The 24174-nt window shown below is 73.1% G+C and carries 22 protein-coding genes and 1 pseudogene; 4 read left to right on the forward strand and 19 right to left on the reverse strand.

Going from position 1 to position 24174, the window contains the following annotated elements; genetic code table 11:
- The first annotated feature begins 85 nt into the window (after positions 1 to 85).
- Positions 86 to 1309, forward strand: a complete 1224-nt coding sequence (locus tag ACZ7FF_RS07965; RefSeq protein WP_470810384.1) for a serine hydrolase domain-containing protein — start codon at positions 86 to 88, stop codon at positions 1307 to 1309.
- A gap of 16 nt (positions 1310 to 1325) precedes the next feature.
- Here the strand turns inward: ACZ7FF_RS07965 and ribA are convergent, their stop codons facing one another.
- Entirely contained in the window at positions 1326 to 1985 is a 660-nt protein-coding gene (gene ribA, locus ACZ7FF_RS07970) for a GTP cyclohydrolase II (RefSeq protein WP_470810385.1), read from the reverse strand.
- Between the two features lie 38 nt (positions 1986 to 2023).
- Between ribA and ACZ7FF_RS07975 the strand changes: the two are divergent.
- Positions 2024 to 2770, forward strand: a pseudogene (locus tag ACZ7FF_RS07975) (creatininase family protein); the annotation flags it as partial.
- Here ACZ7FF_RS07975 and ACZ7FF_RS07980 read toward each other — a convergent pair.
- From ACZ7FF_RS07980 to ACZ7FF_RS08000, 5 genes are all read right to left on the reverse strand, one after another.
- Entirely contained in the window at positions 2656 to 4047 is a 1392-nt protein-coding gene (locus ACZ7FF_RS07980) for a lysylphosphatidylglycerol synthase transmembrane domain-containing protein (protein WP_470810386.1), read from the reverse strand. The pseudogene ACZ7FF_RS07975 and the gene ACZ7FF_RS07980 sit on opposite strands and share 115 nt — an antisense overlap.
- Positions 4048 to 4097: 50 nt before the next feature.
- Positions 4098 to 5003, reverse strand: coding sequence for a class I SAM-dependent methyltransferase (locus ACZ7FF_RS07985; RefSeq protein ID WP_470810602.1), 906 nt, complete (start codon positions 5001 to 5003; stop codon positions 4098 to 4100).
- A 251-nt stretch (positions 5004 to 5254) separates the two neighbouring features.
- Positions 5255 to 6445 (reverse strand): glycosyltransferase family 4 protein, encoded by a 1191-nt coding sequence (locus ACZ7FF_RS07990; RefSeq protein WP_470810388.1) that lies wholly within the window; start codon positions 6443 to 6445, stop codon positions 5255 to 5257.
- Positions 6442 to 6840: a 6-pyruvoyl trahydropterin synthase family protein gene (locus ACZ7FF_RS07995; protein WP_470810389.1), complete on the reverse strand. Its 399-nt coding sequence runs from the start codon at positions 6838 to 6840 to the stop codon at positions 6442 to 6444. Before ACZ7FF_RS07995 ends, ACZ7FF_RS07990 begins: the two co-directional genes overlap by 4 nt.
- Positions 6841 to 6952: 112 nt before the next feature.
- Positions 6953 to 7942, reverse strand: a complete 990-nt coding sequence (locus ACZ7FF_RS08000) for a zinc-dependent alcohol dehydrogenase (RefSeq protein ID WP_470810391.1) — start codon at positions 7940 to 7942, stop codon at positions 6953 to 6955.
- A 107-nt stretch (positions 7943 to 8049) separates the two neighbouring features.
- On the opposite strand from ACZ7FF_RS08000, the gene ACZ7FF_RS08005 reads away from it, so the two are divergent.
- Positions 8050 to 8811, forward strand: coding sequence for a CDP-alcohol phosphatidyltransferase family protein (locus ACZ7FF_RS08005; RefSeq protein ID WP_470810392.1), 762 nt, complete (start codon positions 8050 to 8052; stop codon positions 8809 to 8811).
- 111 nt (positions 8812 to 8922) lie between these two features.
- Here ACZ7FF_RS08005 and ACZ7FF_RS08010 read toward each other — a convergent pair whose 3' ends face one another.
- The 9 genes from ACZ7FF_RS08010 to ACZ7FF_RS08050 all read right to left on the reverse strand — a co-directional run bounded on the left by ACZ7FF_RS08010 (position 8923) and on the right by ACZ7FF_RS08050 (position 19413).
- Positions 8923 to 9642, reverse strand: coding sequence for a YcnI family protein (locus ACZ7FF_RS08010; protein WP_470810393.1), 720 nt, complete (start codon positions 9640 to 9642; stop codon positions 8923 to 8925).
- 39 nt (positions 9643 to 9681) lie between these two features.
- Positions 9682 to 10272, reverse strand: coding sequence for a hypothetical protein (locus tag ACZ7FF_RS08015; protein ID WP_470810395.1), 591 nt, complete (start codon positions 10270 to 10272; stop codon positions 9682 to 9684).
- Between the two features lie 106 nt (positions 10273 to 10378).
- Entirely contained in the window at positions 10379 to 11224 is an 846-nt protein-coding gene (locus ACZ7FF_RS08020) for a hypothetical protein (protein WP_470810396.1), read from the reverse strand.
- A gap of 123 nt (positions 11225 to 11347) precedes the next feature.
- Positions 11348 to 12712 (reverse strand): GH1 family beta-glucosidase, encoded by a 1365-nt coding sequence (locus ACZ7FF_RS08025; RefSeq protein ID WP_470810397.1) that lies wholly within the window; start codon positions 12710 to 12712, stop codon positions 11348 to 11350.
- Between the two features lie 29 nt (positions 12713 to 12741).
- Entirely contained in the window at positions 12742 to 13581 is an 840-nt protein-coding gene (locus tag ACZ7FF_RS08030; protein ID WP_470810399.1) for a carbohydrate ABC transporter permease, read from the reverse strand.
- Positions 13582 to 13588: 7 nt separating this feature from the next.
- Complete coding sequence (locus ACZ7FF_RS08035) at positions 13589 to 14584, reverse strand: carbohydrate ABC transporter permease (protein WP_470810400.1); 996 nt, start codon at positions 14582 to 14584, stop codon at positions 13589 to 13591.
- A gap of 5 nt (positions 14585 to 14589) precedes the next feature.
- The gene (locus ACZ7FF_RS08040; protein ID WP_470810401.1) at positions 14590 to 15906 is read right to left on the reverse strand and encodes an ABC transporter substrate-binding protein; all 1317 of its coding nucleotides are present in this window, start codon (positions 15904 to 15906) and stop codon (positions 14590 to 14592) included.
- A gap of 419 nt (positions 15907 to 16325) precedes the next feature.
- A complete protein-coding gene (gene fusA / locus ACZ7FF_RS08045) occupies positions 16326 to 18374 on the reverse strand; it encodes an elongation factor G (protein ID WP_470810402.1) in 2049 nt (682 codons plus the stop codon).
- 502 nt (positions 18375 to 18876) lie between these two features.
- The gene (locus tag ACZ7FF_RS08050) at positions 18877 to 19413 is read right to left on the reverse strand and encodes a nucleotidyl transferase AbiEii/AbiGii toxin family protein (RefSeq protein WP_470810603.1); all 537 of its coding nucleotides are present in this window, start codon (positions 19411 to 19413) and stop codon (positions 18877 to 18879) included.
- 110 nt (positions 19414 to 19523) lie between these two features.
- Here ACZ7FF_RS08050 and ACZ7FF_RS08055 point away from each other — a divergent pair, with 110 nt between their 5' ends.
- Entirely contained in the window at positions 19524 to 19679 is a 156-nt protein-coding gene (locus ACZ7FF_RS08055; protein WP_470810403.1) for a hypothetical protein, read from the forward strand.
- Between the two features lie 31 nt (positions 19680 to 19710).
- Here the strand turns inward: ACZ7FF_RS08055 and ACZ7FF_RS08060 are convergent, their stop codons facing one another.
- From ACZ7FF_RS08060 to ACZ7FF_RS08075, 4 genes are read right to left on the reverse strand one after another with little or no spacing between them, the layout of a single operon-like run.
- Positions 19711 to 20727: a 3-oxoacyl-ACP synthase III family protein gene (locus ACZ7FF_RS08060; RefSeq protein ID WP_470810405.1), complete on the reverse strand. Its 1017-nt coding sequence runs from the start codon at positions 20725 to 20727 to the stop codon at positions 19711 to 19713.
- Positions 20724 to 21374 carry an SRPBCC family protein gene (locus ACZ7FF_RS08065; RefSeq protein WP_470810406.1) on the reverse strand — a complete coding sequence of 217 codons (651 nt, stop codon included), beginning with the start codon at positions 21372 to 21374 and terminating at the stop codon, positions 20724 to 20726. Before ACZ7FF_RS08065 ends, ACZ7FF_RS08060 begins: the two co-directional genes overlap by 4 nt.
- Positions 21349 to 23091 (reverse strand): thiamine pyrophosphate-binding protein, encoded by a 1743-nt coding sequence (locus ACZ7FF_RS08070; RefSeq protein WP_470810407.1) that lies wholly within the window; start codon positions 23089 to 23091, stop codon positions 21349 to 21351. Before ACZ7FF_RS08070 ends, ACZ7FF_RS08065 begins: the two co-directional genes overlap by 26 nt.
- Entirely contained in the window at positions 23088 to 24104 is a 1017-nt protein-coding gene (locus tag ACZ7FF_RS08075) for a GlxA family transcriptional regulator (RefSeq protein ID WP_470810408.1), read from the reverse strand. The genes ACZ7FF_RS08070 and ACZ7FF_RS08075 overlap by 4 nt, the downstream gene beginning before the upstream one ends.
- Positions 24105 to 24174: the final 70 nt, after the last annotated feature.

Below are 24174 nucleotides of genomic sequence, written 5' to 3' on the forward strand. Positions count from 1 at the left end.
CGGGGCTCCTGCGCGACGATGAGGACGGGTGTGTCCCCTCGGGGCTGTGGGGACACACCGGTGACGACGCGACCGGAGGAGAGCGATGGCACAGCTGCGACAGGAAGTCGACCCGGCCGAGGCGGGGCTGGACCCGAAGGCGCTGGACCGCCTGGACCGGCACTTCGCCCGCCTCGTCGACGAGGGGCGCCTGCCCGGCTACCTGGTGGCCGTCGCCCGCGGCGGCCGTGTCGCCCACCTCACCACCCACGGCCTGCGCGACCTCGCGGCCGGGCTGCCGGTCGAGCCGGACACGCTGTGGCGGATCTACTCGATGACCAAGCCCGTCACCGCGGTCGCGGTGCTGCAACTGGTGGAGGAGGGCGGGCTCGCCCTGGACGACCCGCTCGACCGCCATCTGCCCGAGTTCGCCGACACCCGGGTCTACGACGGGGGTTCGGGCGCGGACCTGCGCACCCGGGCGGCCGCGGGACCGATCCTGATCCGGCATCTGCTCACCCACACCGCGGGGCTGACCTTCGGCTTCTACCACCGTCATCCGGTCGACGCCCGCTACCGCGAGTCCGGACTGGAGTACTCGGTGCCGCCCGGCGCCGACCTGGCCGAGACGGTCGCGGTGTACGCGCGGATGCCACTGCAGTTCGAACCGGGCACGCAGTGGAACTACTCGGTCGCCTCCAATGTGCTGGGGCGGGTCGTCGAGGTGGTCTCCGGGCGGCCGCTGGACGCGTTCTTCGCCGAGCGGATCCTCGGCCCGCTCGGCATGACCGACACCGGCTTCCACATCGGGCCCGGGCAGGCCGGCCGGCTCGCCGAGCTGTACCGGGAGACGGAGGCGGGAGGCATCGAACCGGTGGCCGGACTCCCGGTGCACGGCCGGCCCCGGTTCCTGTCCGGCAGCGGCGGCCTGGTGTCCAGCGCCCACGACTTCCACCGGTTCATGGAAATGCTGCGCCGGGGCGGCGAGTTGGAGGGCACCCGACTGCTGTCCGCCGACACCGTCGCCCTGATGACCCGCAACCGGCTGCCGGGCGGCGCCACCATGCGTGCCTTCGGCGCCCCCGTCCACCAGGAGCCCGGCAACGACGGCCTCGGATTCGGATTCAACGTCTCCGTCGTCGTCGACCCCGCCCGCACCTTCGCCCCGTCGAGCCCCGGCACCTACGGCTGGACCGGCGCGGCTACCACCGCGTTCTGGGTCGACCCGGGCCACGAGCTGACCGTCCAGTTCATGACCCAGGTACGCCCCAGAACCCTGAAGGTCTTCCCCGACCTGCGCCGGCTGGTGTCCGAGGCACTGCCGGCCTGACCGGCCAAGGTCCGCCTCACGAACCGTGCGCGACGGCGTCCAGGTGGGGCAGGTGGTGGTCCATCCGCTCCCGCTTGGTCCGCAGATAGGTGATGTTGCTCTCGCACGGCTCGATCAGCAGCGGCACCTGCTCGGCGACCTCGATGCCGTGCTGCACGAGCGCCTCGCGCTTGCGCGGGTTGTTGGACATCAGCCGTACCGAGCGCACCCCGAGGTCCTGCAGGATCTGGGCGGCGACGCCGTAGTCGCGGGCGTCGACGGGCAGCCCGAGCGCGAGGTTCGCCTCCACGGTGTCCAGGCCCTCCGCCTGCAGGGCCATCGCCCGCAGCTTCGCGAGCAGCCCGATACCGCGGCCCTCATGGCCCCTCAAGTAGACGACGATACCGCTGCCTTGGGCGACGACGGCGCGCATCGCGGCCTCCAGCTGGTCGCCGCACTCGCAGTGCCGGGAGCCGAACGCGTCCCCGGTCAGGCATTCCGAGTGCAGCCGGGTCAGTACGTTCTCGGTGCCGATCTCGCCGTGCACCAGGGCGACTTGCTCGTCGCCGCGGTCGTGGTCCAGGTAGCCGATCGCCTGGAATTTCCCGTACACGGTGGGCAGCGGAGCATTCACGACGCGTTCCGCGCCCGAACGCCGCGGGGACTTCTTGCCGAGTACGCCGATGTTTTCTGTCATGATCTGATTCCTAAGCAGAGACGAAAGGCCGTGAAAAGATGAGTGGTTCGGGCGCGCGTACGGCGGCATACGGGGTGATGCCGGCGGACACTACGGAAGACGTACGGACGCGGGGGGCGGGCGTTTCAACACAGGTCGCGGTCCTTCCCGTCGGGAGCTTCGAACAGCACGGTCCGTTCCTTCCGCTGGCGACCGACACGCTGGTCGCCTGTGCCGTGGCGCGGGAGATCGCCGCGGCGTACCCGGTGCACCTCCTTCCTCCGCTGACCATCGCCTGCTCGCACGAGCACGCCGCCTGGCCGGGGACCGTCAGTATCTCCGCCGTGACGCTCCACGCGGTGGTCCGCGACATCGCCGAGTCGCTGCGTCGTTCGGGGGTCGACGCGCTCGTCGTGGTCAACGGGCACGGCGGCAACTACGTTCTGGGCAACGTGGTCCAGGAGGCCTCGGCGCGCGGGGAGAAGGCGGCGCTGTTCCCGGCCGCCGAGGACTGGGAGGAGGCGCGGGAGCGGGCGGGGGTCGTCACCTCGCTGCTCACCGACATGCACGCGGGGGAAATCGAGACCTCGATTCTGCTGCACGCTCATCCCGAATTCGTCCGCCCTGGTCACGAGTCCGCCGATTTCACCGCTGACGACCGCCGCCATCTGCTCACCGTGGGAATGTCCGCCTATACCGAATCCGGTGTCATCGGCCGTCCTTCCCTGGGCTCGGCGGAAAAGGGGAAGGAACTCCTGGCGAGCCTGGCGGATTCCTTCGAGCCGTATTTCAGGCTGCTCACCTCCACCGGCGTTCGCGCGTAGTCCACCTGGGGGGTACGACCGGGCCCCCGCGAGCCGGCTCCGGCTCGCGGGCCGGATTCCGCGGGGGCAGCCTGGACGCGAACCGCCTCGGATGCCCGCGCCGCCGGTTCCGGGCCGCTCGCCTCCGGCCGGCCCGGCTCGGGCGACTCGGTCGCGTCCGCCGTGGCGGCTCCGGGGCGCAGGCCCGCGTACCAGCGGGCGACGAGGACGACGGCACCGGGCAAACTCGCCACCAGGCTCAGCACGCCGTACACGACGGCGACGGCGACACCCGTGCTCGCGCCGAGCCCGGCCGCGCCGAACGCCCAGGCCGTGACGCCCTCGCGGGGGCCGAAACCGCCGACGTTCAGGGGCAGTCCCATGGCGACCAGGGCGAGGACGGCGAGCGGGACGAGCACCGCCACCGGCGCCGGCGAGCCGGCGACCCGGGCGGCCACGACGAACATCGCCAGGTGCCCGGCCAGCACGACGGCGGAGGACAGTGCGACACCCGGCCCGGCCTGCCGGGACAACAGCCCCTCGCGCGCCTCGCGCAGCGCCTTGCCGAGCGCGCTTCCCCGGCGTGCGGGCGCGCGGTTCATGCGGACGGCGAGTACGACGGCGAGCGCTCCCGCCGCCGCGAGCGCCACCAGCGGGGCGAAACTGCGGGTCTCGGCACGGACCGGCGAGGGCAGGGTCAGCAGCGCCGCGGCGCCGAAGACGGCCAGCGCGATCTGCCCCGCGACCCGCTCCAGTACGACCGCCTTCACCGCCCGCCGCAGGTCACCCGCGCTCTGCCCGTGCCGGACCGCGCGGTGCACGTCGCCGAGGATTCCCCCGGGCAGTGCCGCGTTCAGGAACAGCGCCCGGTAGTAGTCGGCGACGGCGGACCCCAGCGGCAGCCGGATGCGCAGGCCCCGGGCCACCAACTGCCAGCGCCACGCGCTGAGTACGGTGGTGGCCGCCCCGATGCCCAGGGCGGCCACCACCGTCACGGTGTCGATCCGCCTGAGCCCGTCGAGGAGGGCGCCGGTCCCGAGCCGCCATAGGAGCACGGCGACGATGACCACACCGGCGACGGTCCCCAGGTGGGTGCGCAGGGCGCGGGAGTCGAGACGCCGGGACGAGGGCGCGGAGGGCTCCTCCGGCGCCGGGACGAGGACGGCCGTACCGGCACCGGGTGCGGGGACCTGAGCGGCGGGGCGACCCGCGCGCTCCCTGTCCCGGCCCCGCGTTCCCACGGACTCCCCGCCCGTGCCCCGGACCTCCGGAGGCGTCATGCGCGTGTGCTGCCGGACGGCCGTCGCCTCGCCTCCCGCCCCCCGCGCGTTCATGACGTGCGGTCCGCCGGCCGGGGCAGGGCCAGCAGGTCGGTGTGGTGGACGACGGCCCGCAGCTCGCCGGCCGCGCAGGCGGCGAGCCGCGCCCGCAGATAGGGTTCGGCGCTCGCGCGCAGTTCGGGCCGCTGCTCGACGGCCGCGCCCACCCAGCCGCGCAGCCACTGCTCGGTCAGCGCGGACTCCTCGGGACCGAGGCGCCACGCGCTCGGGTGCAGCCGCACGGTGGCCCCGCGCTCGGAGAACGCCTCGCAGGCCACGGTCACCGCGTCGGGCCCGAGCAGCCCCTCGCGCCGCTGGTGGGCGTTGAACGCCTCGGCGATCTCGGCGTCGAGCGGATCGGCGGGGGTGAGTTCGACGCGTCCGGCGACGGAGAGGGTGAGCAGCGCGGAGCAGCCGGCACCGGTGCAGGCGTCGGCGAGGGCGGCGATCTCCTCGCGGGTGAGGACGTCGAGCAGCGCGGAGGCGGTCACCAGCGACGCGCCGGCCAGCGCGTCCGGAGTCAGCCGGGCCACGTCCCCCCGCCGGGTCTCGACGGTGACATGGCTGCCGTCGGCGGCGGAGCGCGGGGAGGCCACGGCGGCGAAGTGCAGGAGGTAGGGGTCGCGGTCGTGCAGGATCCAGTGCTGGGCACCGTCCAGCCGGGGCGCCAGCCAGCGGCCCATGGACCCGGTACCGCAGCCCAGGTCGTGCACGACGAGGCCGCCCGCCGGGCCGGGCCGCTCGGCCAGCCGGACCCGCAGCGCGTCGAGCGGTTCCTCCGCGCGGGCCGCCGCGTCGGCGCCCTCCCGCAGCTGCAGCCACTCCGGCGCGTACCGCGGCGGCTCCTCCGGGTCGCCGTCCCGCAGCCGTACGGTGGCCCGCTCACCGGGACGGGCGACGGGGCCGGCCCCGGCGATGACGGGCGCGGCCGCGTCGTCGTCACCGGGCCGCGGGGCGCCGCCCCCGGCGTCGGCGAGGACGAGCGGGCGGGCACCGCCGGCATCGGCAGCGACGGCCTCCCCCGCACCACCGGCCGGCCGCACGTCCTCATGGCCCCTGACGACTCCGGTCACGCGCTCCACCACCCTCGCTCCGGGCTGTGCCGGAATCGATCCGCTCGCCTCCGACGGTGCCGGAGTCGGTCCGCCGGTCGCGGTCCTCGGGCCGGTCATACCGCACTCCTCGGTGCTTCGGGGAGTCGCTGGAGGACTCCGGCCAGGCTGCGGGCGGTGGCCGCCCAGCCGTCGAGGGCCGCACGGCGGCCCCGGGCCGCGGCCTTCAGGCGGCGGCGCACGTCGGGCTCGCCGAACCAGCCGCGCAGTTCGGCGGCGAGCGCGGCGGGCTCCTCCGGCGGGACGAGAATGCCGGGCACGCCGCCGTCGGGGGCACGGCCGACCGCCTCGGGCAGGCCGCCGACGTCGGTCGCGAGGACCGGGATGCCCCGGGCGAGGGCCTCGGTGACGGCCATGCCGTAGGTCTCGGCGTAGGAGGTGAGGACCATCAGGTCGGCGGACGCGTAGGCGGCGTCCAGGTCGGCGCCGGAGCGCGGGCCGGTGAGCTCCAGCCGGTCGCCGAGGCCGTACCGCGCGATCAGTTCCCGCAGGTGGGCGACGTACTCGGGGTCGTGCCCGAGGCCGCCCACGCAAGCGCAGGTCCACGGCAGGTCCCGTACCGTCGCGAGCGCCTCGACGAGCCGGTGCTGGCCCTTGCGCGGGGTGACGGCGGCCACGCACAGCAGGCGGGAGACGCCGTCGGTGCCCGGCGCGAGGGGCGCGATGTCGGCGCCGGGCGCGGCGACGTGCACCCGTCCGGGGGCGAGGCCGTGGTGGGAGACGAGCCGGCGGACCGCCCAGTCGCTGGTGGCGATCACCGCGCCCGCCGCCCGCAGCACCGCGCGTTCGCGGGTGTCGAGGTCGGCGGCGACGGCCGGTTCGAGGCCGGTCTCGTCGCCGAGCGGCAGATGCACCAGGACGGCGAGCCGCAGCCGTTCGGCCTCGGGGACGACGATCTCGGGGACGCCGCAGGCGACCAGTCCGTCGATCAGGACGGCGCTGTCGTCGGGCAGTTCACGCAGCGTGCGGGCGAGCCCCTCGCGGTCCGCCGTGCCCGGGCGCGGCCAGGTGCCGGCGACGGCGTGCCGGGTGACCTGCCAGCCGAAGCCGGGCAGGTCCAGGCAGACCCGGCGGTCGTAGGCGTTGCCGCCGCTCGGGGCCGCCTGGTCGTCGACGCCGCCCGGCATGAGGAAGTGCACGGTACGCAGGGACATGGGCACGATTCCGGCGTTCTCGGCGGGGACGGGCTGCGCGGGCACGTAGGTCAGCCGCGCCTTCTCGGCCTTCCGCAGGGTCACCTCGGTCACAGGTCACGCTCGTAACTCGCCCAGGCGACGTGCGACTCGTGGAGGGTGACCGCGATACCGGAGAGTCCCTTGGCGCCCTCGCCCAGGGCGCCCTTGTGGACGCGTTCGGCGAGCCGGTCGGCGACGACCTTGGCCAGGAACTCGGTGGAGGTGTTGATGCCGGCGAACTCGGGTTCGTCGTCGAGGTTGCGGTAGTTCAGCTCGGCGGTGATCGCACCCAGTTCCTGAGTGGCGAGGCCGATGTCGACCACGATGTTGTCCTCGTCCAGCTGTGTGCGGCGGAACGTGGCGTCCACGAGGAACGTGGCGCCGTGCAGTCGCTGCGCGGGCCCGAAGACCTCGCCGCGGAAGCTGTGGGCGATCATGATGTGATCGCGGACGGTGATGCTGAACAACGGACGACCCTCCAGGTGCGGCGCGTCTGGTCCCCCTTGCCCTTGCCTGCCGGGGGATGCCGAGTAGTACGGCTCTTCGCTTCCCCGTGTTCAGCCTTCTCTCACTCTTTTCTCAGGTCAGACCGTCGGCGGCGTACCGGATGCGGTGGCACAGCGCGGGGATCTCCCCGGAGGCGAGTTTCGGCATGATTTCAGGGAGTTCGCCGAAGGCGCTCTCCCCGGTGATGAGCGCGTCCAGCGCGGGGTCGGCGAGCAGGTCGAGGGCGAGGGCCATCCGGTCGGCGTAGGTGCGCCCCGGACGGGCGGCCGGGGACACGGTGCCGACCTGGCTGCTGCGCAGACCGAGGCGCCGGGAGTGGAAGGCCTCGCCCAGCGGGAGGCTGACGCGCCGGTCGCCGTACCAGCTGAGTTCCACCACCGTGCCTTCGGGGGCGAGGAGTTGGAGGGCGCGTTCGAGGCCGGCGTCGGTGGCGCTGGCGTGCACCACGAGGTCGCAGTCGCCGAGGGCGTCGGCGGGGGCGGCGAAGTCGACGCCGAGCGCCTCGGCGGTCTTCGCGCGGGCCGGGTCGGCGTCGACGAGTTGCAGCCGTATGCCCGGGAAGCGGGCGAGCAGCGCGGCCACCGAGCAGCCGACCATGCCGCCGCCGACCACCGCGATCCGGTCGCCGATGAGCGGGGCCGCGTCCCACAGGGCGTTCACGGCGGTCTCCACGGTCCCGGCGAGCACGGCCCGTTCGGCGGGCACCCGCTCGGGCACCACGGTCACGGCGCTCACCGGAACGGCGTAACGGCTCTGGTGCGGGTAGAGGCAGAACACCGTACGGCCCCTCAGGGCGGCCGGGCCCTCCTCCACCACGCCGACGTTCAGGTAGCCGTACTTCACCGGTCCCGGGAAGTCGCCCTCCTGGAACGGGGCCCGCATCACGGCGTGTTGGCTCTCCGGCACCCCGCCTCGGAAGACGAGGGTCTCCGTGCCGCGGCTCACCCCGGAGTACAGCGCGCGGACGACGACGTGGTCCTCACCGGGCTCTTCGAGAGTGACGTCGCGCAGCTCGCCGTGGCCGGGTGAGCTGAGCCAGAACGCGCGGGCCGACCGGTTCATCGGCATCCTCCTGAACGATCGGGAAGTTGTTCACGTACCGAGAAGTGCACAGGCCGCGCACAGTACGCGGCGTTGATCGACTCTGTCACTCGGCCGGAGGGTGTGCGGTGGCCCTGAACAACACTTATGACGCGAGGCTCCAGCAGGAGACCGCTGTGGGAGCGGGCGTGCAGATCCTGCTGCTGGCCCTGCTCGGCACGGCGATCGGCATGGGGCCGGCCGGCTGGCTGACGGGGCTGGCCTTCGCGTTCGCCACCTGGGCGGTCCTCTCCCGCGCCCTGCACCGCTCCCGGCTCAGCTCCTTCGGCCCGGCGAACCGGGTCACGCTCGGCCGGGCGACCCTGGTCGGCGGGGTGACCGCGCTGGTCGCGGACTCCTTCGAGAGCGCGCCGCCGGTGACGCTGCTGGTCGCCCTGACCGCCGTGGCGCTGCTGCTGGACGGCGTGGACGGCAAGGTGGCCCGTCGCACGGGCACGTCGAGCGCGCTCGGCGCACGCTTCGACATGGAGGTCGACGCGTTCCTGATCCTGGTGCTGAGCGTGTACGTGTCCATGCAGCTGGGCCCGTGGGTGCTGCTGATCGGCGGGATGCGCTACGGCTTCGTCGCCGCCGCCCGCGTCGCCCCCTGGCTGAACGCGCCGCTGCCGCCGTCCTTCGCCCGCAAGACCGTCGCCGCGATCCAGGGCGTCTGCCTGCTGGTGGCGGGCGCCGGGCTCCTCCCCCATCTGGCGAACCTCGCGATCGTCCTGGTGGCCCTCGGCTCGCTGCTGTGGTCCTTCGGCCGGGACGTGCTGTGGCTGTGGCGCACCTCCCGCACCATGCCCGAGGCCCCGGTGGAGCCCCGGCTGCTGGAGCTGGCGACGCGCTGAGGGCATCGCCGGCGGAGCCCCGGCGGGGGCTCGGACATGGGCAGGGGCCCGGACCGACTGTCGGTCCGGGCCCCTGCCGTCGCGCCCTCGCCCCTGGGCGGGACGAGAGCCTTACTGCTGCCGGCCCCGGCTGCGCACGATCGCGAACGCGGCGGCCGCGAGGCCGAGTACGCCGACGACCAGGCCGGCGATGCCGAGCCCGCGCGCGGTGGAGTCGCTCGCGGCGGCCGTCTTGGTGACGGCGCCGCTCTTGGCGGTGGCGGGGGCCGCGGAGGTGTCGGAACTCTCGGCGGCGGTGAGCTTGAGCACCGGCGCCGGGTTCTCCGGCTCGTCGTCGCCGGAGGCCGGCTCCTCGATCCAGCGGACGACCTTGCCGTCGGAGTAGGTCTGCAGCGTCTTGAACACCAGCTGACCGGTGTTGTCGGGCAGCTGGCCGAAGGCGACGTCGAAGTCCTCGTACTGCCCGGGGCCGATCTTGCCACCGGTGAAGGTGATCTCGGAGGCCGCTTCGGTGATGGTGCCGTCGTCGGTCTTGACCGGCGTCTTGAGCTTGGTGGTGGTGACCTTGGCGGTCCAGCCGTCCTGCGGGTGGACCAGGACGCCGAGGACGGGGTGGTCGGTGGGCAGGAAGACCTGGACCTTGTTGGTGGAGGCGCTGTCCTCCTCGTTGGGGACGCGGAAGGTCAGCACCCCGTCGGTGGCGCCCTTGGCGTAGCTCTCCGGGTGGACGGTGACGTGCGCGGAGGCGGCACCGGCGGCGAGCAGGACCGAGGCGGCGGCGACGGCGGCGACGGTTCCGGCACGGCGCGGCGTGATGCGTGGCATGGACATGAGTGTGTCGATCTCCGTACGAGTGACGTGTGAGGGGTGTCAGAGCGAGTACGGGATCGCGGCGGGAGGCCCGCGCCGGGTGACCGCGTGCCGCAGCGGGGCCCGGCGGGGCACCTCGGGACCGGCCGCCACGCACCGGACCGGGCCGGCGGGAGCGGGCAGCGGGGCGGCCCGCCACCAGGCGACGAGCCCCGGCACGAGCGCGGCGGTACGGCGCAGCAGGGACCAGAGCGCGGCCTCACCGCGCCGCAGCCACCAGGAGGCGACGAGAGCGGCGAGGAGGTGGGCGACGGTGGCGTGGGCGGTCGTGTGGGCATGCATCGCACCAGCGGGCATACCCGGCATGCCGGGCATGCCCGAACCTGACGGGGACACGCTCCGGTGGGCGGCGCCGAAGGCGAGGTGCAGCCCCGCCTGGGTGAGCAGCATGGCCGCCCCGATACCGGGCAGCGACCGCTCCCGCCCGCCGAGTGGCCAGCCCATCGCGAAAACGGCCAGGAAGCCGGCACCATCGGCCCACAGCGGCGGCATGTCGCCCATGGCGAGCCCGTGCCCGGCGGCAGCGAGCAGCACACACACCGCGGCGAACACCGCGGCACGCAAACCTCTCACCGCCGGCGACGCGCTCACGGTGAGCGATCCTCCCATGCTCGGCATATACGTGCGGCGCGGACGTACGGTTCAGTCGCCGTGTGTCGGCCGGTCGCCGGCACCGTGGCCGAGTGGATCACCCGCCTCACGGGCGGGCCGTGAGCGCCGACCTCAGCGCGTCCCTGTCCATGGCCACCCATCGCGGAATCTCCGCGTTCCAGGTGGCGGCCATGTCGTCGAGCGTGCGGGCCACGGATCGGCGGATCCAGCGGCCGGCCACGCCGAGCACGACGGCCGCCAGCGGACGCAGGAGCCCTCGCCCGTGCACGGACACGGTGACCCGTATGTCCCATCCGTCGCCGTCGCCGTCACTGCGCGGATGGGGTACGGCGCGCACCTTCACCCGAGCCCAGCGGTGGTCGACGCATGCCGTGGCCGGAGCGGAGTGCGGGGCCCGTGCGGAGTCCGCCACGGCCCACCAGTCGTCGAGTTGCACGCGCGCCCGCCCCTCCAGCCGGGAGAACCGTGGCGGCACACCGTCGAGCAGCGACCGGCCGCCGACCTCGACGTGGCGGGGGCGGTCGAGGCTCTTCAGGACGGTGTGCAGTTCCGTGTTCCCGCCGTCCGAGGCGACGGCGAGGGCCAGCCGGACGGCGCGTCGGCGGTCCCACTCCTCGATGCGGACAGTCACCGTTTCCCCGGTGCCCTCGCCTTTCGCTTCCTTGCACCCGTCCGAGTGCTCGCCCTTCTCCCCCTTCTCCCCCTTCTCGCCCTCCTCGTCCTCCTCGTCCGAGAGCAGGTATTCGGCCCCCGGCCGCAGGTGCCGTCCACCGGTGAGCCGAACGCCCGGGATCGGCCGTCCGTCCGGCAGTACCAGTCGGGGCCCTTCCGCCCGGCTCTCCTCCACCAGGGTGCGGACCTCGGCGAGGGCGTCGACGAGCCAGGCGAAAGGGACCGCTCGGACGAGCACCGTGTGGTTCATGGACACCATGGGGGCAGCATGCTCGACCGGGGTCCGGCCATCCAGGTCCGGGGACGGCCGAACTGCACGTCAAGGGGTAGCAGGTCGGGGGCACGGGCTCCCGCTCCCGTGCCCCCGGCGTCCGGGCCGGGCTCAGGCGGCCCGGCGTCCTCGGCCGCGGTGGACGCGGACGATGTCCGCGTACCGGTGTCCGCTGCCCTTGATGGTGCGCACCTGGGTGCGGTAGTCGACGTGGACCAGGCCGAAGCGCTTGTCGTAGCCGTACGCCCACTCGAAGTTGTCGAGCAGGGACCAGGCGAAGTAGCCGGCCAGCGGGGCGCCCTTGCGGACGGCCGAGGCGCAGGCGGCGAGGTGGCGCTCCAGGTACTCCTGGCGCTCGGGGTCGTCGATGCTGCCGTCGGGGCGTACGACGTCCGGGAAGGCGGAGCCGTTCTCGGTGACGTAGATCCGCCGGGCTCCGTACTCCTCGGTGAGCCGCAGCAGCAGCGTCTCGATGCCGCCCGCGTCGATCTCCCAGTCCATGCCGGTGCGCGGGACGCCCTCGCGGCGCACGGAACGGGCGTACGGCGCCGGGCCGTCGGGGTCGTCGGCGACGTACGCCGGGAAGTAGTAGTTCAGGCCCAGCCAGTCCAGCGGCGTCGCGATGGTCGCCAAGTCGCCCGTGCGCAACGGGAGTTCCACACCGTAGGTCTCGATCATGTCGGCCGGGAAGCCGCGGCCGTGCACGGGGTCGAGCCACCAGCGGTTGACGTGGCCGTCGTGCCGGCGGGCCGCCGCGGCGTCCTCGGGGCTGCCGGTGGCGGGGTGCACGGTGGAGAGGTTGTTGACGATGCCGACCTGGGCGTCCGGGACGGCGGCGCGTACGGCCTGCGCGGCGAGGCCGTGGCCGAGGAGCAGATGGCAGGAGGCGCGCACGGCGGCGTCGAGGTCCGTCCAGCCGGGCGCCATCTTGCCCTCGTGGTGGCCGATCCAGGCCGAGCAGGACGGCTCGTTGAGCGTCGTCCAGAGCTTGACGCGGTCACCGAGGCGGCCGGCGACGGCGGAGGCGTACTCGGCGAACGCGAAGGCGGTGTCGCGCTCCGGCCAGCCGCCGCGGTCCTGCAGCACCTGCGGCAGGTCCCAGTGGTAGAGGGTGACGGACGGGGTGATGCCCGCCTCCAGGAGGGCGTCCACCAGTTCGTCGTAGAAGGCGAGCCCCTCGGGGTTGACCGGCCCCACGCCGCCGGGCAGCACGCGGGGCCATGCCACGGACAGCCGGTAGGCGTTCAGGCCCAGGCCGCGCATCAGGGCGATGTCCTCGCGCCAGCGGTGGTAGTGGTCGCAGGCGACGTCGCCGTTGTCGTCGTTCGCGATCTTCCCGGGGGTGTGCGAGAAGGTGTCCCAGATCGAGGGCGAGCGGCCGCCCTCGGCGACGGCCCCCTCGATCTGGTACGCCGCTGTCGCCGTGCCCCACAGGAAGTCGTGCGGGAGTGCGGCGAGGTCGATGCGTTCGGACACGGAAGTCCCTTCGGGATACGGGGAGTCGGTCACTTGACGGCGCCCGCCGTCAGTCCGGCGACGAGATAGCGCTGCAGCAGCAGGAAGCCGGCCACCACGGGCACGCTGACGACCAGCGAGGCGGCCATGATCTGGTTCCAGTAGACGTCGTTGAGGGTGGAGTAGCCCTGGAGCCCGACGGCGAGGGTGCGGGTGGCGTCGTTGGTCATCACGGACGCGAAGAGCACCTCGCCCCACGCGGTCATGAAGGCGTAGACGGCGACCGCGACGATGCCGGGGATCGCGGCCGGTACGACGATCCGCAGCAGCGCGCCGAGCGGGCCGCAGCCGTCCACCAGCGCCGCCTCGTCCAGGTCGCGCGGCACCGAGTCGAAGTACCCGATCAGCATCCAGATCGAGAACGGCAGGGAGAAGGTGAGGTAGGTGAGGATCAGGCCGCCGCGGGAGCCGAACAGGGCGATGCCGGTGGCGTTGCCGATGTTGACGTAGATGAGGAAGAGCGGGAGGAGGAAGAGGATGCCGGGGAACATCTGCGTCGACAGCACGGTGACCGTGAAGACGCGCTTGCCCCGGAAGTCGTAGCGGCTGACGGCGTACGCGGCGAACACCGCGATCACCACCGAGCAGACGGTCGCGGACCCGGCCACGACGAGCGAGTTCACGAAGTAGTGGGCCAGGGGGACCGTCGACCAGATGTCGATGTACGGGCGGATCGTCAGGCCGCTCGGCAGCCAGCGGAACTTGCCGGTGACGTCGGCGAGCGGCTTCAGCGAGCTGGAGACCATCACGTACACCGGGATCAGCACGAAACCGGTGAGCAGGGTGAGGAAGACCCGGCGGGACCACAGGAACGAACGGGGCGGTGCCATCGGCGAGTCATGCATCGGTGGCACTCCGTCCGCGCGAGGTGAACAGCAGGTAGCCGCCCGTCACGACGAGCAGGAAGAGCAGCAGCAGGACGGACATGGCGGAGCCGGTGCCGAAGTTCCAGGTGACGAAGGAGGCCTGGTAGATGTGGACCGAGATCAGGTCGGCGGCCTCCGGGGCGGACCTGCCGAACAGGACGTACGGCGTGTTGAAGTCGTTGAACGTCCACAGGAACAGGACCAGGACCAGCACCTGGTTGACCGGGCGCAGCGACGGCAGGGTGATGCGGCGGATCTGCTGCCACATTCCGGCGCCGTCCAGCGCGGCCGCCTCGTACAGCTCCCGTGGGATGTTCTGGAGGCCGGCCATCACGATGAGGAACGCGAACGGCCAGCCCTTCCACACCGACACGGTCAGCAGGGCGTAGAAGCTGTTGTCCCCGATGAGCCAGAAGGACGGCTTGGAGGTGAGGTGCAGCTGGTCGTGCAGGACGTGGTTCACCAGCCCGTTGTCGTGCTGGAACATGAACACCCAGGTGATCACGGCCGTGTAGACGGGCAGCGCGTACGGCACCAGGAAGAGGGCGCGCAGCAGGCCCCGGCCGCGAAAGGCGTCCTGCATGTAGACCGCGGCCGCGGTGCCGACGAGCCAGCACAGGCCGACGGAGAGCAGGGTGAAGCCGACGGTGACGGAGAAGGAGTGCAGCAGGGCCTCGCCGACGGGCGCGTCGAAGTCCACGGACACCTTGTAGTTGCCGAGGCCGGACCAGGGGGCGCTCCCCCAGTCCCGGATGTAGAACTGGGTGAGTTCCTTGAAGCTCATCACGATGCCGATGACCATCGGCACCAGGTGGACGAGGAGTTCGAGGAGCAGGGCGGGCAGGAGCAGCAGGTACGGCAGCGAGACGCGGCGCAGCCGCCCGGTGCGGCGGCGGGGTTCGCGCGCCGTCGCACCGGGAGAGGTCCCGCCGACCGGCTCCTGCTCGCGCAGTGCGGTCGTGGTCATCGGGTTCACGCCGCCGGCATCTGCTGCTGGGCCTTCTGCAGCGCGGCCTTGACCGATTCGGTGGTCACCGGGCGTCCGGCGGCGGCGTCGGCGAACAGGTCCTTCACGGCCGTGCCGACGGTCGTCTCGAACTGCGACTCGGAGGCGACCTGGGGCAGCGCGGCCGCGCTGGTGGCGAGGGTGTTCTTCAGCACGGCGTTGGAGGGCGAGTTGAAGGCCGCGTCCTGCTGGGCGCCCTTGACCGGCGGGATGGAGCTGTACGCCGTGTTGAGGACCTTCTGCTCCGCGTCGGAGGTCATGAACTTCACGAACTTCGTGGCGCCGTCGAGGTTGTGGGTGTTCTTGAAGACGGCGATGTTGATGCCGGCGACCATGGAGTCGACCTGGGTGCCGGTGCCGGGTATGCCGGACTGCACGGGCACGGGGGCGACACCGTAGGCGTCCGGGTTCATGCCCTGGGACTTGAGGTTGGCGGAGGCGGACTGCCACAGCAGCATGGCCTGCTTGCCCTTGGCGAAGTCGCTGACGGACTGGTTCTGCGCGTACTCGGCGTCGCCGGCCGGGATGACCTTGTCCTTGGCCATCAGGTCGACGTAGCCCTTGACCGCGTCGACCACCTTGGGGTTGGTGAAGTCGGGCTTGCCGTCGGGGGTGAAGAAGTCGGCGCCGTGCTGCTTGGCGAAGACGAAGACGTGGTGGATGTTCTCCGACAGGTTCGAACCCTCGGCGCCGAGCGGGGACTTGCCCTTGGCCTGGATCTTCTTGCCGTCGGCGATCAGCTCGTCCCAGGTGGTGGGCGGCTTGGCTATGCCGGCGTCGGCGAAGATCTGCTTGTTGTAGTAGAGCGCGTAGGCCATCGAGTACAGGGGCACCGCGGCGGGGTCCTTGCCCTGGGCGCCGGTGGAGCCGAGCGCGGAGTCGACGAAGCGATCCCTGCCGCCGATCTTGTCGAAGTTCTTCGCGTCCCAGGGGAGCAGCGCGCCGGTGGCCTGCAGCGAGGCGCTCCAGGTGTTGCCGATGTTCAGCACGTCCGGGCCCTGGCCGGAGGTGGTCGCGGTCAGGATCCGGTTGAGCAGGTCGGACCAGGGCACGACCTCCAGCTTCACCTTGATGCCCGTCTGCTTCTGGAACCTGTCGAGTTCGGGCTGGAGGACCTGCTTGTCGACGGCGATGCTGGCGCCCTGGTTGGAGGCCCAGTACGTCAGCGTCTTCGGCGAGTCGTCGGACCCGCCGCCGCTGGACGAACCGCCTCCGCAGGCCGTTGCCGCGAGGGCGAGAGACAGGGTGACGGCGCCGGTGGCCGCGGCTCGGATGCTGCGCATGGCTCCTGGTGTCCCTTTCCGGGAGTCGTGAACCCTTCGGGGCTGCTCAGGAGGGCCGGCGACCGGTCCGACCCGAAGCCCCTCACGGCTTAATTTAGGACGTGAGTTAAACCCCTGAAGACATGCGCGTCAAGGGATCCCGCAGCGGTATCCCCTCCGGTCGGCTCCGGGATGGCCGGAACACGGAGTGCGTTGCCGTGCATTCACGTGCCCGCAGGGCGTGTGACCTGCGGTCGGAGAGCGGGCTCCGGGTTGTACAACGGTTGTGTGTCGGTGGGGGGTTGGGGCGGCCCGGGGCGGGTGACGGCGGCTCGGCCCGGCGCCGGGACCCGAATCCGGCCAAGCGCCGGGCGGAGCCCCCGTCAGCGACGCCCCGGCCGGTCCGGAGCCGAAGCTTCGGACCGGCCGGCCACCCCCCGCTACCGGCCCGGCGCCTGCGCGTAGCCCGTGGGCCGGGTCGTGAAGGTGCCCCGGCCCTGGGTGCGGCTGCGCAAGCGGGTGGCGTAGCCGAACAGTTCGGCCAGGGGAACGGTCGCCGTCACTACGGCCGCGCCGCCGCGCACCTCGGAGCCGGCGACCCGGCCGCGCCGGGCGGACAGGTCACCGAGCACACCGCCGACCGCGTCCTCGGGCACGGTCACCGTGACCTCGGCGACCGGTTCCAGGAGCGCGAGCGCGCAGGCGCGCAGGGCATCCCGGAGCCCGAGCCGGCCGGCGGTGCGGAACGCCGTGTCGGAGGAGTCCTTCACATGGGTGGAACCGTCGGTGAGCGTGACCCGCAGCCCGGTCACCGGGTGCCCGTCGAGCGGCCCCTCGGCGAGGGCGTCCCGGCACCCGGCCTCCACCGCGCGCACGTACTCCTGCGGCACCCGCCCGCCCACCACGGTGGAGCGGAACTCGAAGCCGGTGACCCCGGTCTCGGGGCCGAGCGGCTCCACGTCGAGGACCACATGGGCGAACTGCCCCGCCCCACCGTCCTGCTTGACGTGCCGGAACACGAACCCGCGTACTCCCCCGACGACGGTCTCGCGGTACGAGACCCTCGGCCGGCCCACGCCGACCTCCGGGCCGCCGTCCCGGCGGATCTTCTCCACCGCGACCTCCAGATGGAGTTCGCCCATCCCGGACAGCACGGTCTGCCCGGTCTCGGCGTCGGTGCGCACGACCAGCGAGGGGTCCTCCTCCGCGAGCCGGGCCAGGGCCGTCGCGAGCCGCCCGGTGTCCGTACCGCGCCGGGCCTCGACCGCCACGGACACCACGGGCTCGGCGGCCACGGGCGGTTCCAGGAGCAGCGGGGCGCCGGGGTCGCACAGCGTGGACCCGGTCCGCGCCGACTTCACTCCGGCGAGCGCGACGATGTCACCGGCGACCGCCCGCTCCAACTGCACGTGCAGGTCGGCCATGACGCGCAGGATCCGCGCGGCACGCTCGGTGCGCCCGGTGCCGGGGTCCCACATGGTGTCTCCCTTCTCGATCGTGCCCGAGTAGACGCGCACGTAGGTCAGGCGCCCGGTGGCGCCGGCGTTCACCTTGAACACCAGTCCCGCGAACGGCGCTTCGGGGTCGGCTGCCCGCCGCTCCTCGGCGCCGCCGTGCACTCCGCGTACGGCGGGCACGTCGAGCGGCGAGGGCAGATAGGCCACGACCGCGTCCAGCAGTGGTTCGATGCCGCGGTTGCGGTAGGCGGAACCGCACAGGACGACCACACCGTCCCCGGTGCGGGTGAGGTCGCGCAGGGCCCCGGCGAGCGTGGCGGCGCAGAGCGTCTCCCGTTCGCAGAACTCCTCCAGGGCGGCCGGATGCAGCTCGGCCACCGCCTCCTCCAGTGCCCGGCGCCGTCGTACCGCCTCGGCCGCCAGTGCCTCGGGCACCGGCCCCTCCGACGCGGCACCCTCGCCGTCGGCCCAGGTCAGGGCGCGCATCCGGACCAGGTCCACCACACCGGTGAAGCCGTCCTCGGCGCCGATGGGCAACTGCACGACGAGCGGGGCGGGATGGAGCCGGTCGCGGATGGAGTCGACGGCCCGGTCGAGGTCGGCGCCCGCGCGGTCCAGCTTGTTGACGAACGCGATCCTCGGTACGCCGTGCCGGTCGGCCTGCCGCCACACCGACTCGCTCTGCGGCTCGACCCCGGCGACGGCGTCGAACACGGCGACCGCCCCGTCGAGCACGCGCAGCGAACGCTCGACCTCGTCGGCGAAGTCGACGTGCCCGGGGGTGTCGATGAGGTTGACGCGGTGCCCGTCCCAGGCGCAGCTCACCGCGGCCGCGAAGATGGTGATGCCGCGGTCGCGTTCCTGGGGGTCGAAGTCGGTGACGGTGGTGCCGTCGTGCACCTCGCCCCGCTTGTGGGTGGTGCCCGTCGCGTACAGGATCCGCTCGGTGACGGTGGTCTTGCCGGCGTCGACGTGGGCGAGGATGCCGAGGTTGCGGACGGCGGTGAGGGTGCCGAGAGTGGTGGTGCGCACGGCCCGTGGCCTTTCTGCGGTTCAGAGAAATGGGCAGCGCGATTCCCCGTGCGCCGGGGGGACACGACGGTACGGCGGGGCCGCACGGGCTCCGGGCCGGGTCCGGCAGGAGGGCTTCCGGGAGGGATACCGGGTGTCAGCGGGGCGTCACGGGCGTCCGGTGCCGGCCGCGCAGCGGGCACCGGACGGACGAGGACACCAGGATCACCTCGGACCGCGAAGGGGGAACGACGACGGCGGTACGGTCACGCACGGCCCGCTCCCCTCTGTGTCCTGTGTCTTGACGCGCGCGGCGGTTCGGTCGCGGCGCCCGGTACGCGACGACAGTACGAGAGGCCCGCGGGCGGGGCACGTCATTTTTCGGCTGTGGCGCCCGGGGCACGCCGACGGCCGTGCGCCGGCCCGTGGTCTCTCCCGGCGACCGTCGTCCCGAACGGTCGCTGCCCGCCGATCCGTACCAGCGCCCGGGCGAGCCGGAGCAGCCAGTCCGCCGCCGTTCCCGTCACCCATGGGTGCCGCTCCCGGAACGCGGCCCGGTCCACGTCCCAACGGGCCACCGCCGCCGGGCCGAGGGCGTCCGCCTCCAGGGGCGCCGTGCCGCGGAACACCGCCCGCAGCAGGCGCGGCGGGAGCGCGGCGCCCTTCCCCTCGACCAGGAGTACGCGTCGTACAGGTCCTTGCCCTGTGCCCGGCCGCCGCCGCGGGTGTCGGTGTGCAGCCACAGCAGCTTCCACGCCAGGGACAGCTCCCGGCTCGCGGTGCGCACCGGGGTCGGCGTGCCGCCGTCGCCCCGGGGTATCAGGGTCCACACCGGGGGCTCGGGAAGCCGTTCGTCGCGGGCGAAGTCCAGTCGCACCTCGCCCGGTGGCAGTCCCTCGGCGCGCCCCTCACCGAGGACCACCTGTTCAACCTGGTCGACGCGGCCGCGCCCGTCACCTCCGCCGTCCGCCCGCCCGCACCGGGCCGGCGACTGGTCTGCGTGGGCGGCGGCGTCGTACTCGCCGTGTTCCGCGGTGAGTTGGAGGACCACGAACCCCATGTGGAGCTGGAGCACTGGTCCTTCGCGCCACCGGATCCCGAGGGCGACTGGGAGGCATACGCGGAGGAGCGGCTCACCGTGGAGGGCGGCCGGCTCACCCTCGCCTCGGTGTGAACGCGCTGGCCGTCCCGCCGGGCCCGTACCGGCTCGGGGTCTGGTGCCGGGGCCGCGCCGAGGCGCGCGCCGCCGAACCGGCCGCGATCGGCACCGGCACGCTCCCCCGAGGGGTCGAACGGTGGGTCGTACGGCTCTGGCCCGGCCGGTGACGTGACCCGGACGGGACCCCGGGCCGCCCGCTCAGCCCCGTTGCCCCCAGCGGATCGCCGCCGCGCCCGCGTAGTCCCCGGCGTGGGCGAACCCGGCCAGCACCACGAGGTCGCCCTCCTTGACCTGCTTCGCACGGACGGCGTCGTCGAGGGTGACGGGCATCGCCGCGCCGAAGAGGTTGCCGCACCGGTCGAAGGTGTCCGGGTGGCGATCGGCAGGAACTCCCAGCGCCTCGTGCCAGTTGTGCAGGAAGGTGCGGTTGGGCTGGTTGGTGATCAGGCAGTCGATGTCCCCGGCGTCCGTGCCGACCTGGCGGCACAGCTCCCGCACGACCTCCGGCACGAGCCTGTTGCCCCGCTCCAGCACGTTGGCGACCCCGGACTCGGTGAACCCGATGCGCACCTGCGCGTCGCCCGCCTCCCAGTACTTGCGCCCGTCGTCGCGGACCATCGTCATGTCCCCGGCGTGGTCGGCGACATGACGGCTCACGGTCCCGAGGACGGGGGCGTGCGCGGAGGCCGTCAGATAGGCGACTCCGCACCCGTCGCCCGGGATGGCTGCCTGGGACAGACCGCGCACCTGCGACTGGGTGAACAGCTGGCCGGCGGCGCTCTGGGCGTTGCAGATCAGGGCGGTCCGGGCATCGCCCGCGCTCATGATGCGCCGGGCCAGCTCCAGCATCTGCACGAAGGAGGCGCACCCGGCGTTGGCCACGTCGATCAGCCACCGGGGCGCCAGCCCCAGCCGTCGGGCCACCTCGGTGCCGGCGCCCACGAAGGGCTTGTCCGGCAGCTGGCTGTGCACGAGCAGGACGTCCACGCGGCGGATCTCCGCCCGCCCGTGCCGTTCGATCAGCGGCTCGACGGCCCGCTCGACCATGTCGGCGTTGGTCTCGTCGGGTGCCACGTGGTGGCGGTACGGCGGGACCCTGAACATCGGGCTGTCGCGCAGCCTGTCCTCGGCGGCCGGGTGCTCGGTGAAGTACGCGGCGGGAACGGGGTCGCCGGGCAGATAGGCGGAGACGTCGGTCAGGCTCACCGGCGTCATCGGGCGACCCGCTTCGCCGGGCCGGTGGAGACGGGCAGGCCGTTGCGGTGGCGGTGTTCGAGGATCGTCTTGAGGTTGTGCATCTCCAGCTTGTGCCCGGCGTAGAACAGGTCCCAGTAGTCGCCCACCCAGCGCCGGTCGGGGTGGGGCGCCAGGTCGGGGCGCGGGTTGTCGCGGTAGTACGGGTGACGGCAGTTGGTCCAGGTGATCACCGACCCGGCACGGCCGAGGACGCGCGCGGCCGGGACCACCCGCATCAGGTAGACCATCCACAGCTCGTCGCCCTGGTCCCAGGCGCAGTGGTAGTCGACCGTCATGGGACCGGGGTGGGCCTCGGTCCGGCAGTAGATCCTGGTGCCCTTCTCCAGCAGGTCGTTGCCCACCCACAGCCCCGGTTCGCCGGCGGGCTCGAACCCGCGCAGGCTGCAGGTCCACTCCTCCAGGTGGTGGCCGCGGCTGAGGTATTCGTAGGCCGCCTCCGGCGGACAGTCGACGTACTCCTGGATGGTGCAGTACTCGCCGTAGACCTGCTGGTGCGGGTAGGCCGCGGAGGTCATCTCCAGGCAGCGGGCCGCCAGTTCCTCGGGGCTGGTGTTCTCCACCCGGACGAGGCCCGGGATGTCAGCCAACGTGGATCGCTCGGTCATGCGCGTGCTCCTCGTGTCGGTTCGGGTGGCGGCCGTTCGCGGATGTGCCCGGACCGGTCCGGGAGGACGTCGCGGCGGCCAGGAAGGGCTGGAACGGCGGTGTCTGACGGTGGTCGAGGTCCATGGCGACCAGGGACGGGCCCGCGTGGTCGTTGCTCCGCAGCAGCGCGGTGCGCAGCTGTGCCGCGTCGTCGGCCGCGGCGACGCGCAGCCGCGGGAACATCGCCGCGGCGCCCGCGGCGATGCGGGAGGGGTGGAAGACGTTCTCCGTGCGGGCGCCGCCCTGGAAGATCTCCTCCCGGGTGACGCACATGGCGTGCGCGTTGTTGTTCAGGACGACGAAGGTGACCGGCGCGTCGTACTCGAGGGCGGTGTGCACCTCCATGCCGTGCATGAAGAACGCCCCGTCGCCCGCCACCACATAGGTCCGCCGTCCGGTGGCCAGGGCGGCTCCGATCCCGGCGCCGAAGGTGTAGCCCATGCCGCCCATGCCCACCGCGACGACGAAGCGTCCGTCGCGCGGGGCGGGCAGGCCGTGGATGGCGGTGGCGCCCACGTTCCCCGCGTCCACGAAGACATGGGCGTCCTGCGGCAGCGCCTCGGCGATCGCGGCGACCGCCGAGGTGTGGTCGGTGGCAGGTCCGGAGACGGGCGGTGGGCGCAGCAGGGACGGGGGACGGTGGTCCGGGCAGGCCGGCGGCCGCGGCCGGACGCGGTACCGCAGCGTGCGCAGCGTGCCGGCCACCGCGCCGAGCAGGGCGATGCCGGGCACGAAGGGCGGCTCGGGGTCGGCGCAGACCACGGGCATCCGGCTGAGCAGCGGTTCCATCGTGCCCCGCGCCATGACGGGCAGTCGGGTGCCCACCAGCAGACAGGCGTCGGCGCGGCGCAGGCAGTCCTCGACCTCGGGGTGGCCCATCACCCCCGCCACGCCGACGAACCGGGGGTCGCGGTTGTCGTGGACGTCCTTGGCGTCCGGGGTCACGGCCACACAGGCGCCCAGGTGCCGCGCCAGGCCCTTCAGCTCCGCCCGCGCCCTCGTCCCGGACACGCCCTCCCCGGCGATCACCATGACGCGGGAGGCGCCCTCCAGGACGTCCACGGCCGCGGTCAGGGAGCCGGGATCCGGGTACGGCGGTGCCGGCGGGCGCGGAGCGGCCTCCTTGACCGCATCCGCCGTGAGGCGGCCCTGCTGGACGTCCTTGGGCAGGAGCAGTACGGCGGGTCCGCGGGGCTCGGTCTGCGCCGCGCCGATCGCGCGGGCGAGCAGCTCCGGTATCTCGTCGGGGCCGGTCACCCGGGCGCAGAACCGTGAGACGGGCGCGAAGACGTCCCGGGCGTCGAAGGAGCCCGCCTTGCCGCTGGAGTCCTGGAAGGCGCCCCGGCCCTCCTGGCCGACGGGCGGCTGCCCGACCAGGGCCAGCAGCGGGACGCGGGAGGCGTGCGCCTCGGCCAGCCCCGGCACCAGGTTCATCGCGCCCCCGCCCGAGGTGGCGGCGACGACGCCCAGGCGCCCGGTGGCCCTGGCGTAGCCGTCCGCCATGGTCGCGGCGGAGAACTCGTGCTTGGCGACGACCCCGCTGATCGGGCCGGGGGCGCGGTGCACCGCGTCGTACAGGTCCTCGATGTTGGCGCCGCCGACCCCGAAGACGTATCGGACGCCGAGTCGGTCCAGCTCGGTGGCCACATGGTCCACCAGGCGCATCGGGTGCGTCATGCCGTCCTCCGTTCCGCCCAGGCCGGCTCGGCGAACGGGCCGGGGGGTGTGTGGAGCTGGAAGTGATGCCGGTACTGGGCGGGGGTGAGGCCGAGGTGGGCGCCGAACGCACGAAGGAACGTCTCGACGTTGGTGAACCCGCACCGGCTGGAGATCTGGCCGACCGACAGCTCGGTGACCTCCAGGAGCTGACGGGCCCTTGCGACGCGCAGCCGGCGGACGTACGCACCGGGCGTCATCCCCACCGCGCCGCGGAACACCCTGGCGAAGTGCCGCGGGCTCATGCTGGCCCGCTCGGCGAGTTCGGACACCGGGAGCGCGCGGTGGAGGTTCTCCTGGATCCAGTCCTGCACGGCCCGGATCGGCTCCTGGTCGGACAGCTGCGCGTCCAGGACCATGCTGAACTGCGCCTGCCCGCCCGGGCGTTTGTAGTAGAGCACCAGGAACTTCGCGACCTCCAGGGCGCACTCCGGCCCGTGGTCGCTCTCCACCAGGGCGAGGGCCATGTCGATGCCCGTGGACACGCCCGCCGAGGTGACGTACGGGCCGTCGCGGATGAAGATCGGTTCGGGGTCGACGGTCACCTCGGGGTAGCGGCGGGCCATCAGCTCCCAGAACGCCCAGTGCGTGGTGGCCCGCCGCCCGTCCAGGAGGCCGGCCTCGGCCAGCAGGAACGCCCCGCCGCACACGGACGCCACGCGCCGCGACCGCCCCGCGGCGCGCCGGATCCACGCGACGAAGGAGCGGTCCAGCAGCGCCTGCTTCAGGCCCGGACCGCCCGGAACGAGCAGCGTGTCGATCGCGCCCTCCGCCGCCTCCAGCGGCTCCGCCTGCACCACCAGGCCCGCGGAGGTGGGCACCGACGGGGCGTCGGGCGAGACGCACTGCAGGCGGTAGGCGCCGTCCGGCCCGGCCAGCAGCCGGTTCACGCTGTCGAAGACTTCGAGCGGTCCGCTGACGTCCAGTGCCTGTGCGCCGGGGTAGACCGCGATGACAACACGTCGTTCCTTCACGGTCACAGACTGTTCCCAGCGGAGATCCGTCCACAAGGACAGCCTGTTGACGTTTTCTGCCACGCCCGCG

This window comes from Streptomyces sp. NPDC037126, from assembly GCF_055605965.1.